Annotated in this window: 15 protein-coding genes; 6 read left to right on the forward strand and 9 right to left on the reverse strand. The window is 36.3% G+C overall.

Features of this window, described 5'->3' with window-relative positions; translation table 11 throughout:
* Positions 1-2: 2 nt before the first annotated feature.
* A complete protein-coding gene (locus tag FUA48_RS02345) occupies positions 3-980 on the forward strand; it encodes a sugar phosphate isomerase/epimerase family protein (RefSeq protein ID WP_147581938.1) in 978 nt (325 codons plus the stop codon).
* Here FUA48_RS02345 and FUA48_RS02350 read toward each other — a convergent pair.
* Positions 968-1,849 (reverse strand): 3-keto-disaccharide hydrolase, encoded by an 882-nt coding sequence (locus FUA48_RS02350; protein WP_147581939.1) that lies wholly within the window; start codon positions 1,847-1,849, stop codon positions 968-970. The genes FUA48_RS02345 and FUA48_RS02350 overlap by 13 nt on opposite strands.
* A gap of 114 nt (positions 1,850-1,963) precedes the next feature.
* Here FUA48_RS02350 and FUA48_RS02355 point away from each other — a divergent pair, with 114 nt between their 5' ends.
* A complete protein-coding gene (locus tag FUA48_RS02355) occupies positions 1,964-2,185 on the forward strand; it encodes a YqaE/Pmp3 family membrane protein (RefSeq protein WP_317125781.1) in 222 nt (73 codons plus the stop codon).
* A gap of 88 nt (positions 2,186-2,273) precedes the next feature.
* Positions 2,274-4,418 (forward strand): glycoside hydrolase family 97 protein, encoded by a 2,145-nt coding sequence (locus FUA48_RS02360; RefSeq protein WP_147581940.1) that lies wholly within the window; start codon positions 2,274-2,276, stop codon positions 4,416-4,418.
* Between the two features lie 54 nt (positions 4,419-4,472).
* Here the strand turns inward: FUA48_RS02360 and FUA48_RS02365 are convergent, their stop codons facing one another.
* The 7 genes from FUA48_RS02365 to FUA48_RS02395 all read right to left on the reverse strand — a co-directional run bounded on the left by FUA48_RS02365 (position 4,473) and on the right by FUA48_RS02395 (position 9,645).
* Positions 4,473-5,624 (reverse strand): alpha/beta hydrolase-fold protein, encoded by a 1,152-nt coding sequence (locus tag FUA48_RS02365; protein ID WP_147581941.1) that lies wholly within the window; start codon positions 5,622-5,624, stop codon positions 4,473-4,475.
* Between the two features lie 7 nt (positions 5,625-5,631).
* On the reverse strand, positions 5,632-6,471 hold the full coding sequence (locus FUA48_RS02370) for an alpha/beta fold hydrolase (RefSeq protein ID WP_147581942.1): 840 nt from the start codon (positions 6,469-6,471) through the stop codon (positions 5,632-5,634).
* Between the two features lie 117 nt (positions 6,472-6,588).
* Complete coding sequence (locus FUA48_RS02375; RefSeq protein ID WP_147581943.1) at positions 6,589-7,305, reverse strand: YoaK family protein; 717 nt, start codon at positions 7,303-7,305, stop codon at positions 6,589-6,591.
* Between the two features lie 112 nt (positions 7,306-7,417).
* Positions 7,418-8,032, reverse strand: a complete 615-nt coding sequence (locus tag FUA48_RS02380; RefSeq protein WP_147581944.1) for a hypothetical protein — start codon at positions 8,030-8,032, stop codon at positions 7,418-7,420.
* Positions 8,022-8,525, reverse strand: a complete 504-nt coding sequence (locus tag FUA48_RS02385; RefSeq protein ID WP_147581945.1) for an RNA polymerase sigma factor — start codon at positions 8,523-8,525, stop codon at positions 8,022-8,024. Before FUA48_RS02385 ends, FUA48_RS02380 begins: the two co-directional genes overlap by 11 nt.
* Positions 8,526-8,532: 7 nt before the next feature.
* Positions 8,533-9,393: a TraB/GumN family protein gene (locus tag FUA48_RS02390; RefSeq protein WP_147581946.1), complete on the reverse strand. Its 861-nt coding sequence runs from the start codon at positions 9,391-9,393 to the stop codon at positions 8,533-8,535.
* A gap of 48 nt (positions 9,394-9,441) precedes the next feature.
* On the reverse strand, positions 9,442-9,645 hold the full coding sequence (locus FUA48_RS02395) for a hypothetical protein (RefSeq protein WP_147581947.1): 204 nt from the start codon (positions 9,643-9,645) through the stop codon (positions 9,442-9,444).
* 297 nt (positions 9,646-9,942) lie between these two features.
* Here FUA48_RS02395 and FUA48_RS02400 point away from each other — a divergent pair, with 297 nt between their 5' ends.
* From FUA48_RS02400 to FUA48_RS02410, 3 genes are all read left to right on the forward strand, one after another.
* Positions 9,943-10,890 carry a S41 family peptidase gene (locus tag FUA48_RS02400; protein WP_147581948.1) on the forward strand — a complete coding sequence of 316 codons (948 nt, stop codon included), beginning with the start codon at positions 9,943-9,945 and terminating at the stop codon, positions 10,888-10,890.
* A gap of 156 nt (positions 10,891-11,046) precedes the next feature.
* On the forward strand, positions 11,047-11,805 hold the full coding sequence (locus FUA48_RS02405) for an SDR family oxidoreductase (protein ID WP_147581949.1): 759 nt from the start codon (positions 11,047-11,049) through the stop codon (positions 11,803-11,805).
* A gap of 20 nt (positions 11,806-11,825) precedes the next feature.
* Entirely contained in the window at positions 11,826-12,743 is a 918-nt protein-coding gene (locus tag FUA48_RS02410; RefSeq protein WP_147581950.1) for a helix-turn-helix domain-containing protein, read from the forward strand.
* A gap of 726 nt (positions 12,744-13,469) precedes the next feature.
* On the opposite strand, the gene FUA48_RS02415 is transcribed toward FUA48_RS02410, so the two are convergent.
* Positions 13,470-13,949, reverse strand: a complete 480-nt coding sequence (locus FUA48_RS02415; RefSeq protein WP_147581951.1) for a hypothetical protein — start codon at positions 13,947-13,949, stop codon at positions 13,470-13,472.
* Positions 13,950-13,994 lie beyond the last annotated feature (45 nt).

Below are 13,994 nucleotides of genomic sequence, written 5' to 3' on the forward strand. Positions count from 1 at the left end.
TCATGAACCGACGCCATTTTATATCAGCAACCGGAAAAGCAGGAATAGCAACAGGCCTGGCAGGAAACATTATTCCTTCACTATACAGCCTCTTCGAAAATCCTGAAGAGAAACCTTTCTTTAAATTATCACTGGCACAATGGTCGCTGCATAAGGCCATCCTGGAAACCAAAACTCTTTCTAACCTTGACTTTGCCAAAAAGGCTAAAGAATTAGGTTTTGAAGGCGTAGAATATGTTTCACAGCTTTATCAACTTGATGAAAACAACCAGAAAGCATCACTGAAAAAACTTATTAAAGAACTAAAACTTAGGAGTAATGATCAGGGGATAAAAAATGTATTGATAATGGTAGACAATGAAGGTGAACTTGCTGCCGCTGATAAAAAAGAACGCGAGCTGGCTGTTTCCAATCATTCCAAATGGGTAGACGCTGCTGCCGAACTGGGATGTCACTCCATAAGGGTAAACCTTTTTGGTACCGGAACGGAACATGATTTTCATAAATGGCAGGCTGTATCCTACGATGGCCTAAGCCAGCTTTCACGCTATGCTTCTAATAGTGGCGTTAATATTATAGTGGAAAATCATGGTGGCTTATCATCAGATGCAGAAAAACTTATAAAGGTAATACGATCCATTAATAAAAGGAACTGTGGCCTGTTACCCGACTTTGGTAACTTTTGTGTAAAAAGAGAAAACGGCGAGCGATGGGGGGCTCCATGTATAGAGGAATACGACCGCTATAAGGGAACACTGGAAATGATGCCTTTTGCTTATGGTGTTAGTGCAAAATCCTATGATTTTAATGAGAAAGGAGATGAAACAACTATTGACTATTACAGAATGCTCAAAATTGTAAAAGAAGCAGGCTATAATGGTTTTATCGGTGTAGAATATGAAGGCAGCAGATTAAGCGAAGAAGAGGGAATCCTGGCAACCAAAGCTCTTTTGCTTAAAGCCGCAAATCAGTTGAAATAAGAAGTATATCCTTCAGGTAACCCGTTAAGCTTTTTAATTTTCACATCCTTAAAATACGTTTCGGCAGCTTCGCTCTGTAACTGGATTTTTCCTTTTGTAAGCGGAAAGCTTTCTCCATCTTCCATATAACGCGAGTTTTGCAGTACCATCACTACTTTTCCGTTAACTATATGCAGGCTTTTATCGCCATAACAAACAAGCTCAAGCTCTGTCCACTCTCCATTAGGGCTTTCATTATTTTCGCTTCTAAGGCAAAATCCTCCATATTGAGAACCCGTACCCATAGGCAAAAAAGACTGATTGTTTCCTGCAACAGCATTCATCATACCTTCTGGTAAAAAAGCTCTTATATCTATGGCAGAGTTGGCTATATTCCAATAATCTCCCATATGTCCTTCCATTATCTGAAACTCCTGCGAAAGCATCCATGCTCTCCAGTAATCTTTACCTGCATCACCTGTAGAATGATATAATATGCCTGAATCCTTTAATTTATCTTCCCGTGGAATCCATTTCTTATCGCCCCACTTTACTTTTACCTTTAAATGATAGTCTTGAAATTCCTGCTTGGTAAATACACAGCCATATCTTTCTCCACTAACCCTTAAAACAGGTTCACCATTTTCCTCAATCATAGTAAATACACCTTCCGGGTCATTATTATAACCCAAAGGATGTATGGTATCGCCGTTAGTACCTACAGGAATGCTTCCGTTATATTCATTTGTGTGCTTATAGCTCAGGTATTTTTCCCATTGCGACATATCCTTATCAAAAAGATTTATCCATCCCTCCTGCTGCTCATCGCAGCTTAAAAAACAGATGGCGCAAAAACAGAAGTAAACAGTAGTAAGAATAGCTCTAGACATGTAAGATAGGTTTTACAAAACGCGAAATATAGTTTTTATTTTCAACATAATCTATGCCAAAACAATCATATCGTTATACTTAATTTGCAAATAGCGGCTATAACTATTATTTTTATGCCTTCATATTTTTTGATTATGCGTTATGTAATAGCTTTTTTTCTTCCGTGGCTATCTCTGTTTTTACAGGGTAAAATACTCTCGGGTATAGTGTGCCTTATACTCCAGATAACCATAATAGGGTGGCTTCCTGCATTTATATGGGCCTTTACCTCTTTAAACAGGATGTATGCCGACAGAAGAACACGCAAAATTATAGCGGCGATGCCAAAACGATAAGTAACCGTAAGCTTATCTTTGTACCGATATTATCCCCTTACCTCAGGGATCAATATATTTCTTTAACTATCATCTATTAATAAAAACAATGAAAAAAGTAATTTTCGCCTTATGTTTCTGCCTGGCAGCTATCGCTGGTGTCCACGCACAGGAACTTAAATCTCCTAACGGAAATTTTACGCTTAAGTTTTCTCTTGAAAAAGACGGAACCCCTTCTTATTCCCTAACCTACAAAGGAAAAGATGTAATAAAACCAAGTAAACTGGGATTTGAACTTAAAAAAGATGAAAAATCATTACTTAATGATTTTACCGTTACCAACACAAAAACCTCAGCTTTTGACGAAAACTGGACTCCTGTTTGGGGTGAAGTTAAAACCATAAGAAACCATTATAACGAACTTGCCGTATCCCTTAACCAAAAAGGTACCGACAGGGAAATGGTTATCCGCTTCAGACTGTTTGATGACGGACTTGGTTTCAGGTATGAGTTCCCACAGCAAAAAAACCTTGTGTACTTTGTAATAAAAGAAGAAAGAACACAATTTGCAATGGCAGGTGACCATACGGCTTACTGGATTCCGGGAGATTATGATACTCAGGAATACGACTACACAACATCAAAGCTTAGCGAAATAAGGGGCCTGATGGAAAAATCGATTACTGCTAATGTTTCGCAAACTTCTTTTTCTCCTACAGGCGTACAAACATCGCTTATGATGAAAAGTGCAGACGGTATTTACATCAACCTGCATGAAGCAGCTCTTATAGACTATTCCTGCATGCACCTTAACCTGAATGACAAAAACATGACTTTTGAATCATGGTTAACTCCGGATTCTAAAGGTGATAAAGGCCATATGCAGGCTCCTCGAAGCACCCCTTGGCGTACTGTAATTGTTAGTGATGATGCGCGCGACATATTAGCATCTAAAATCACTTTAAACCTTAACGACCCTTGTAAAATAGACGATACTTCATGGATCAAACCTGTAAAATACATAGGTGTATGGTGGGAAATGATTACAGGTAAAAGTAGCTGGGCTTATACAGATGATTTCCCTTCTGTACAGCTTGGTGTTACTGATTATGCTAAAGCTACACCTAACGGAAAACACGGAGCAAATACAGCTCACGTAAAAGAATATATCGACTTTGCCGCTAAACACGGTTTTGATGCAGTACTTGTAGAAGGATGGAACGTTGGTTGGGAAGACTGGTTTGGCCACTCTAAAGACTACGTTTTTGATTTTGTAACTCCGTATCCTGATTTTGATGTAGAAGGAATAAGGGATTATGCCAAATCAAAAGGTATAAAGATGATCATGCACCATGAAACCTCATCGTCTGTACGTAATTATGAGCGCCACATGGATGCTGCCTACAAATTCATGAAAGATAATGGTTATGATGCCGTAAAGAGCGGTTATGTGGGCGATATATTACCAAGAGGCGAAAACCACTACAGCCAGTGGATAGTAAACCACTATCAGTATGCAATAGAAAAAGCAGCAGAGTATAAAATAATGGTAAATGCTCATGAGGCTGTAAGGCCTACAGGTGTTTGCCGTACCTACCCTAACCTTATTGGTAACGAATCGGCAAGGGGAACAGAATATCAGGCATTTGGCGGAAGCAAGCCTAATCATGTTACCTTACTTCCTTTTACACGCCTTATTGGTGGCCCTATGGATTATACTCCGGGTATATTTGAAATGGAAATAAGCAAATTCAGCCCTAACAACAATTCACATGTAAACAGCACCATAGCAAATCAGCTTGCATTATATGTTACTATGTACAGTCCGTTACAAATGGCTGCCGACATGCCGGAACATTACAATCAGTTTCTGGATGCATTCCAGTTCATTAAAGATGTTCCTGTAGAGTGGGATGACAGCAAATACCTTGAAGCCGAGCCCGGACAGTACATTACTGCTGTCCGTAAGGAAAAAGGCACTAACAACTGGTTTGTGGGTAGTGTAGGCGGATATGATGCACGTACATCTAACATTAAGCTTGACTTCCTTGACAAAGGAAAAACCTATGTAGCTACTGTTTATGCAGACGCCAATAACGCACATTACAAAACCAACCCACAGGCTTATGTTATCTATAAAGGTATCGTAACCAACAAATCAAAACTGTCTCAGTTTGTGGCACCGGGTGGTGGTTATGCCGTTAGTATAGTTGAAGCTACAAAAGCTGAAACTAAAGGTTTAGACAAACTGTAATAAAATACATTTATATATAAAAAAGCCCTTTCAGTCTGAAAGGGCTTTTTTATATTACCATCTTTTCCTGTTACGGATCTCTTTTATTTCCTGTAGTAATTTTAGGTTATCCTCTGTGCGGGGTTCCATTTGTTGTAACAGAAGTTCTGCCTTCTCTAAGTTAGGCCTTGCCCTTTTTAGATCTATAGGCTCCAGTAGCTCATATAACGAAAGATAAAACTCATAATAGTTGGGGTAATATTTAATCCCCGTTTCATGAAGCCTTATAGCGTGATAGTTAAATCCGCTGGCAAGGTATCTCGAAGCCATACCGTTTATCTCTGCAATTTCTGGGGCATAAAAATAATCCCCAAGCATAGATGCCTTAAGCATCTTCTCCTCTTCCTCTTTTACCGTTAAGGGTTTTTCTACCAGCTTATATTCCATATCAACTTTTGCTATAGAAGCAAACCTCGTACTGAAACTAAAGAAAACTTTAGTAAAAAATGAAGGGCATGCTGCTATAGGCACAGCATTATGGGTGGAATCATTGGCCTCAAAAAGGTTTACTGCCTTAAAAAAGGACGGATACTTCGCTTTTAGCTCATTATATTTTTCCCTGTGATTGTAATCCTTTACCTCTGTTGGGCTTCCTATGGAAATAAAAATATCCGATTTATCAATCTCCTCATTCTTATCCATTGCTGCAACCAGCTTTTCAAAACTGTCATAAGGGGAATGAGCCATTACTGCCGAATAAAACTCCGGCGAATGCAAATAGGAATACAACGCAAAAGAAGCCGAAAAAGAATGCCCCACTATCACCCTGTAGTTGCCCGGATGGTAGCGTTTAATTTCCTCGTTAATCTCTTCCGTTATAAAAGTATGAAGGGGCAATATCGCTTCAAGGCTATCTATTCCGCATTCCTGTATACGATCAGTTAAAGGAATAACCACAATAATTGCCTGCGGCATCTCATGTGTATACTGTAAATATTCTATATCATTAAGCACTGGGTTAACAAACCATTCATGTTGCCCGTCCAGCACATATATTACCGGTAAACGTACTGACTCAGACCCGTATTTATACTGTTCGGGGGTTTTTACAAAAATACTCCTCTCCCCTTTAAAAGCTTCGGAGTAGAATGTAAGTGTGTCCGTTTGTTGCCCAAACCCGGGAATAGAAAAAAACAGTGCTAAAAATACTATCAGTATAAATCTCATACGCTACCTATTTATCGGCTAAAAATTCCTCTATCAGCTCAACGGTTAATTTTGGTTCGTTGCTATCCTGATTAGCCGAACATATTTCGCCTATATACTCACCATGTGCTCCCGGCAAAACGGTTAACTGTGCATCGGCCAATAAACGTGATAATTCCAGGGCGTGTTCGGTTACTATAACATCCTTATCCGCATTAATAACAAGGGCAGGTGCTTTTACAGCCTTAATCTTTTCTTCCGGTATATCTTTAAAATTAAGCATACGTTCCACATCCCTGTTAAAGGAAACCTGTAATGCCGCCTTATCAGGATTTACCTGTAAAAAAGCTTCTTTTAATTGCGCAGGCATCATTTCTATAGTTACTTGTTTCATCCCTTCAAAGAAACCGGGAACCAGGCCCGCCCTGCTATAAGTCGCCGAACATAATATCAGCTTATCTACAACTTCCGGATGGCGTATGGCAATCTGCAACGCAGTAGTCCCTCCGTTACTAAAGCCCATAATATCTGCTTTTGCAATGGCCAGTTGTTGTAGCAGTGCAGCTACATCGTCGGCATCCTGCTCAAAGCTAAGGGGCACTCCCCTGTCTTTAGTCCGTCCGTGTGCCTGAAGCTCCACAGCTATTACTTTATGTTTTTTGGCAAATTGCGACAAGACATTACCGTAAGTGGAATTAATGGTAGAACCGCCTCCGTGTATTAACACCAGCGGAGTCCCACTGCCGTGTATTTCATAATACATTTCAAGTCCGTTAACGGTTGCAAATTGTCCCTGATTGGTTTGTGAACTCATTTTAGTAAATAATAACGATACCATCAAAATTAATAAATAAGTAATACGACTCATACACTTCTTTTTTTCTTAACAAATGTAACTTTCTCTATTTTAACAAAAGAGGTGGTAACAGGTCAATAAAAAGGGGTAATCGGGTCATCAAAAAGAATAACAGACATGAAAGTTACATTAGTACCTGTGTAGTACCTTCCTTTTAATAAGATAGAATTTGAGCAATATGTAATCGTAAAGCAAAGCTAATACCAGACCCGAACTTGCTATAAAAAGTACTTTCAGTTTTAAGTAATAGTAAACAAAACCACCTACTATCCCTCCGGCAAAGAAACATACTATAATAGCCACTTTTAAATAAATACTTTTTTTAAGGGCAAAGTTCTCATTGGTCTTTCTGTAAAACAATAGCTGAGACAATTCGATACCCAAGTCTGTAAACACCCCTGTTAAGTGTGTCGTTCTTACGACTGATTGTGACACCCTGGTTACCAAAGCATTTTGCAATCCCATCGCAAACAGAAGAATACAAGCTATGACATTAGGCTGATTAAAATGCAAAGTAGCCACCAAAACCAAAAGAATAATTTCAAGCAGAATAGGAACAACATAGGAAAGGTTTTCTCTTTTGCGGACAATAGTCTCACTTATAAGATTGCAACAAAAAGCACCGGCAAGAAAACTTAACAGAAACCAAAGGTAAATAACCGCATTTGAAAACTCTTCGCCCACAAAAGTCCTTGAAAAGAAAGCAAAATGTCCTGTTACATTTGTTGTAAGGACATTTACCGATAATAGTCCTACTATGTTTACGATTCCAGCCACAAAAGATAAAACAGATGCTAACCTGAGGTTATGCCCATACGACCTTCTTTTACCTTTATGACGAAACATTTATTTCTAATTTTTGCAGAATAAAAATAGTCTTTTCAAAGCATTATTTTAACATTCATTACATATAAAGTTTCTATCTATTCCTATAAAGTTAAGCACTAAAACACGATTATTACTCTTCTTTTAATTCGTCTATAACCTTTCTTATCTCCCTTGCATATTTACCATAGTAATAATATACCCATAGTTCAAGCATTACACCCATCATTAAAACCGACCCTACTATGGTTACAAACATGACTATTATAAAAGAGTTGTCTATATTATTCATATCTACCCCTGATTCCTGATAAAAGGAATAGTACATAAAACCTATTAAGAACAACACAAGGAAAGGTGTTAGGGCAAAACCAAAAGTTTTATATAGTTCCATATTAAGGCGTATATCAAAATAAGTTTCATACAGGCTGTCTTTGGTTTTAAGAGCAACGGCATTTAACCGTTTATAAAACAAAAACAATTTTACCAGATAATAAATACTAACTGCTGTAAACAGGCTGTACAAAAGATAAAACAACATGTATGTTTCTTTAGGAAACCCATAAATAACCGGTGTAAAGGCTAAAAACACAATAGCCAGTGCCTGATAGATAAACTCCCTTTTTAAATTCTTTTTAATCTTATCCAACGGCGTATTTGCCGACTGTATTTTTTCTAAGTTATCGGGTAACACTACATTATCTGTCTTTTCGTTATCCCAAGCTGATTGTATATCGTTAAAATCCATATCCCTGATTTTTAATAATTTCTTTTAATTTTTCTTTTGCCCTGTTTAGCTTTACTCTCGCATTCCCTTCAGAAATACCAAGGTTCTCTCCAATTTCCTTATGCGAAAACCCTTCAAGCTGATAAAAAATAATGGCTTTATCTATTTTGTCCAGTTTTTGAACCGCCCTGTAAAAATGCTCTAACTGATCCTCTTTAACTCCTGAGTCCCCTTCATCATCCTTAACATCCTTTTGCACCATATCATATTTATCAACCTTTCTCTTTTCCTTTTTTAAAAAGACAATGGATGTATTAATGGCAACCCTGTACATCCAGGTTGAAAACTGACTTTCTCCCCTAAAGGTATCGTAGGCTTTCCATAGCTGACAGACAATTTCCTGGAACAAATCCTGCTGATCGAGAGGATTATCCATATACATTTTAGAAACTTTATATAAAATTCCTTTATGGCTTTCGACCTTTGCTAAAAATTCCTGTTCCTTCTGTTTCAAAATACTACTATTTCAGTATTGGCTTCACGCTATAGCCTGCTTTTCTCAATAAATTTATAACACCGTTTTCTCCCGGTAAATGACCCGCACCTACAGCAAAAAACACTGGCTGTGCCTTCATTAGCTCCGGCATTTTTACTACCCAGTTTTTATTCCTGTTATCAAGCATTATGGTTTTTGCATTTGTATCCATAAACTTCTCATCAGTAACCATTTCATATAAACCATTAAGATTTTCCTCTTTGTATATGGCAACCATTTCATCAAAAAAAGATGAATTATAATACTTTAATTGTTCTATAAACTCCTTATCGGTATAAGATTGCTGAAACCCAGTAACCTGAACCTCTACTTTTTCAAGACCAAGTATTTCCTGGTGCTTTGCCATTGCCTGCTGCATAAACTCTACCTCATACATTTTTGGCGGGCAATTAAGGCTTTTAAACATTACCGCACTCATAATGCCCACCAGAGTATAATTCTCAAACTGGCTAGCCCCTGTACCAATTTCCTTCTGTAAAAAGCTGTTTAAGGTAGCATAATCCTCTTTGCTTAACCTTTCGCTAAGGGGTTTTCCAGAAGTAGTCATCTTTTGCATAGCCATCAGTTCGGCAGGATCATCAAAATCAAGCTCCAGAGCCAGCTTATCTGTATTTTCAAGAGCTTTCTTCACTTTTTCCTTAACCACAAAGTCATCTTCACACATCATATGCATGGTACCATACAAATAAGATGGTTTACTAAGTCCGTTCCCGGTTATCTCCCATAAAAGGGAATTCTCTAATTTTTGCGATTTGTCCTGTGCCTTTACTGTTACCGATAAAAACACTATTACTAATGCCGCTGCTAATTTGATTAATTTTTTCATTCTTTTATTGATTTAAGTTTTTTGATTAAAATGATGATTAAACTCCTGTTATTTCTTAAAATAGTTTGTAACGGTTGGCGTTAGCCCTTTCATTAAGAAAATCACAGAAAAAAGAAAAAGAAGTAAATTGAAGTCTTTTACAAAAACGAAATGGCTAACTAATGTATAGCTTATACCTCCCGCTGCAAAAAACACCAAAACATAATCTATTATACTTTTTAGTGTTAATCCTGAATGTAACTGATTTTTCATAATTGTTTCGATTAGCTGTTTATGTAGGGTAAGTAATGAGAATAGCGAAACGTTACAGAAAAAATGTTTTTTTCTGTAAAAAAATAAAAAAACTCTGTACTTATAAGGGATTTAAAAGCTTCAGAGGAGAAAAGATTTGAATACAATTTCAAAAACATAAGTGTTAATCATACAGATTACTTTAGTCATTATGGGCAAAGGAATTGATTATCTTTGGATTCTGTCAAAAAAAGGATCTTTTAGAATCTCCTAAACAAAACCATCCTCTATCCGAAAACAATAACCTGACAACAGCAAATGAAAATCTTTTATTACATATTCCTAATTTTAGCTTTTACAAGCTGTCAAACCCAAAATTCCATACCCAAAGAAGTATCTGAATACCTAACAGAAACTATTAACCTACTCGAACAAAAATCGGTAAACAGAAATGAAATTGACTGGAATGAATTTAGAATTGATATTTTTCAAAAAGCAAGAGATGCAAAAAATATTCAGGACACCTACCCTGCCATAAGTTATGCTGTATCAAAACTTAATGATAGTCATAGCTATTTTAAACCCGTGACAGAAACTGAAGCAGATTCAGAAAACAAGCCTTTGCCAATGTTATCTGATGAAGTCACTCCCGAAGACATTGGATACATCAGAATACCTTTTTGCATCGGGACAGAAAGCGATAACGATGTCTATATTGCAAAAATCAGAGAGAAAATAGAGGCGCAGTCTAATAAAGAGCTTAAAGGATGGATACTTGACTTAAGAGGTAATTTTGGAGGTAATATGTGGCCAATGTTACTTTCAATAGAACCATTAATAGGAAATGGAACTTTAGGTTATTTTGCAGATGCTGATAACAAATATAGGGCCTGGAAATTAATTGAAGGCAAAGCTTATATAGATGACCAACTTATTATTGAAACAAATATTCATTTCAAAAAAGATTTAAGTAATACGTTTTTAGCGGTATTAACCGATGGCCAAACAGCAAGTTCAGGCGAAGCAATTGCTGTAGCTTTTAAATTCAGAGAAAATTCAAAATCATTTGGCAAGCCTACTTTTGGGGTTTCAACCGGATGCATTTCACACGAATTGTCGGATGGCTCTACAATAAATCTGGCCGAAACCCTATTTGCAGACAGGAAAAAAACAAAATATGGCTCAAGTATAATTCCTGATTTTGAAGTTGAAGAAGACCAGACATTAAAAGCAGGGATTGAATGGATTTATAAAATGAATAAATAATTGCTTTTTTGACATAGCGCCTAAAATTGATATATAAAGATAAACACAAATGGCAAGCAACAGTCAATAGAAATGACTACAACAACCTATATTTTGACTACACCCATAAATTAAGATATAAAGAACTTTGTCATAATAATTTTAAACAAATAAGTTATGTCAAGTAAAATTGCAATAGTAACCGGTGGCAGCCGTGGCTTAGGCAGGGATATGGTCATCAATTTAGCCAAAAATGGGAATAATATTATTTTTACCTATCATAGTAATAAATCTGAGGCGGATAAGGTAGTAGCAGAAGTGATATCATTAGGTCAAAAGGCCTTAGCCTGTCAATTAGATGTGAGCGCAATTAAAAGCTTTGATACTTTTGTTGATACAATAAGCGATCATCTGCAAGCCCATGAAGGATCACCAAATTTTGATTTTTTAGTTAACAACGCCGGTACAGGAGTATATGGCTCTGTTACAGAAACTTCTGAAGAAGCATTTGATGCCATGATGAATGTTCATTTTAAAGGTGTCTATTTTTTAACTCAAAAGCTTTTGCCTTTACTAAATGATGGAGGAAGAGTCATCAATATTTCATCAGGATTAACAAGAGTTTCTTTTCCTAATGTATCGGCTTATGCCAGCATGAAAGGAGCTATAGAAACCTACACCAGATGCCTGGCTAAAGAATTAGGCCCAAGAAAAATTACGGCAAATACTATTGCCCCTGGTGCCATAGCCACAGATTTTGGCGGAGGCTCAAACAAATCAGATGAAAATAAAAGAGCTGTAATAGCTAATCTTACAGCATTAGGCCGTGTTGGCGAACCCGAAGATATAGGCGGTGTAGTTGCCTTTTTATGCTCTCCTGAAGCCGGGTGGATTAACGCACAGCGAATTGAGCTATCCGGAGGTATGATGATATAATTATTTTGTAATTTTGAGTAATGAGCCAACATCCGGTACATAGAGTCAAATCAATCGCTGAGTTCCACAGGATGAAAGGCTTGCCCTCACCTCAACATCCTTTAATCAGCTTATTTGACTATGGAGCCTTTCAGTGCTCCAAAGAGATAAACCACAAAAATTTTGTGTTTGATTTTTATCATATTTCCATAAAACGAAGTATTGGTGCCAAATTTAAATACGGTCAAAATCACTACGATTTTGATGATGGCGTGATGTTTTTTATCGCCCCTAACCAGGTTTTCGGGATTGAAAAGATTGAAGAAATTGCCACAGCTAAAAGTGGTTGGGTGTTAATGATACACCCCGATTTTTTATGGGGCACCTTACTGGCAAAAAGCATCAGCCGATATGAGTTTTTTGATTATGCAGTTAATGAAGCGTTGTTTCTTTCTGAAAAGGAAGAAACAACGCTTACCACTATTGTTAAAAACATTGAACAGGAATACAATACTAATTTGGATAAGTTTAGCCAAAGCATAATCATTTCTCAAATAGAAACTTTACTAAATTACTCCGACCGCTTCTATCAAAGGCAATTTTTAACCCGTAAAGCCTCTAATCATAAAATCTTAGAAAACGTAGAGAAAACTATCGAAGATTATTTTGATAATGAACACTCAAATGGTCTGCCTACAGTTCAATATATTGCACAGTCACTCAATATATCTCCCATGTATTTAAGCAACTTATTAAAATCTCTAACCGGGTTAACAACACAACAGCATATTCACGAGAAATTAATAGAAAAAGCAAAAGAAAAATTATCTACAACTGAATTAACTGTTTCGGAAATCGCTTTTGAACTGGGATTCGAACACAGTCAGAGCTTTTCAAAATTATTTAAGAACAAAACAAATATATCTCCTTTAAAGTTTAGGAGTGTTTTTAATCAATAAAACTTTATAATACTAATTGTTTAACCTTGTTAAATAAAAAAACCTGTAATTTATTACTTACAGGTTTTAGCAGAGAGGAAAGGATTCGAACCTGCCTCCGTAAACCCGTATGAATGCTGTTTTTTTCTATTTTAAATTTTCAAATTGCCATGAATCTGCAACAAGTTTAAGTCCAACCTTATGAACTTAAATACATTATAATTCAGTCTCACAAATATACACAAAAAGATCGGAGTCAAGCTACATCCGTAAAACTCGCATAAATGCTGGGCTCCATATATCATCGATTTACTTTGCTACGATTTCTCTCTGGCGTGTATTTGTCACAACCACTATATATAAATTTATAGTTCGATTATTGTCTTGGTTCCTTTACTATTTTAAATTGGATGTAGGTAGCCCCTAGTGAAATAAATTCCAACTTTCTAGTAGCCGCCGATCTACAAAATTTAATCAACACAGCTTAAATACGACCTTGTCACCAGCAAAATCCTCTCTGGTATTAAATCCCATCAAAACCGTACTACCACCTCACCTGTTAGTGCTTTTGGTTTAATTGTTGCTTTACTACAAATAACTATTGCTTTGGTGGTAATGGTTGTGGCTGGGATTATTTGGGTTTTGAGAAAGGTCTTAAAATAATAAAGCAACCCGAAGGTTGCCTTACTTTTTTATTGATTATTTAGAATTTACTGATTTATAATGTGTTTAAGGATATTATGGCTTTTATTTTTTATCGTGATAGCGTTTTAAAACTCTTCTTTCCATATTATCATCAGGCCAAATTTCTATCTTATAATAATCATTGTCTGTTTTGTTTGCTAAATCTCGTTCTTTTACACTATCTAGATTTATTGAGTAAACGCGCACTTTATATTTTCCTGGCTTAATATGTTTTGTATACTCAACTAAACTACTTGGACAGTCTAAAATCTGAATTTTACCAGATTCAACATTTATTCCAGCTTCAACTATATGGTCATATAAATCATAGTCAATATTGTTAACCGCTGTATCAATAAAAACTAACTCTCCTTTAACATATCCATAACACTGAGTATAGACAATTAAAGAATTTTTATAGGATTGAAGTCTATCTTCGTAACCTTCATCATCTGAACCTTCATTTGATAGTAGTTCTTTTATATTATCGCTAGTTATTAAAAATTGATTATATTCTGTATAAAATTCAAATCTATTTTCCATATTTTCTTTTCTATATAATTTACATTGAATTAATAAAATACAAGA

The sequence above is a fragment of the Flavobacterium alkalisoli genome (assembly GCF_008000935.1).
GTDB lineage: Bacteria > Bacteroidota > Bacteroidia > Flavobacteriales > Flavobacteriaceae > Flavobacterium > Flavobacterium alkalisoli.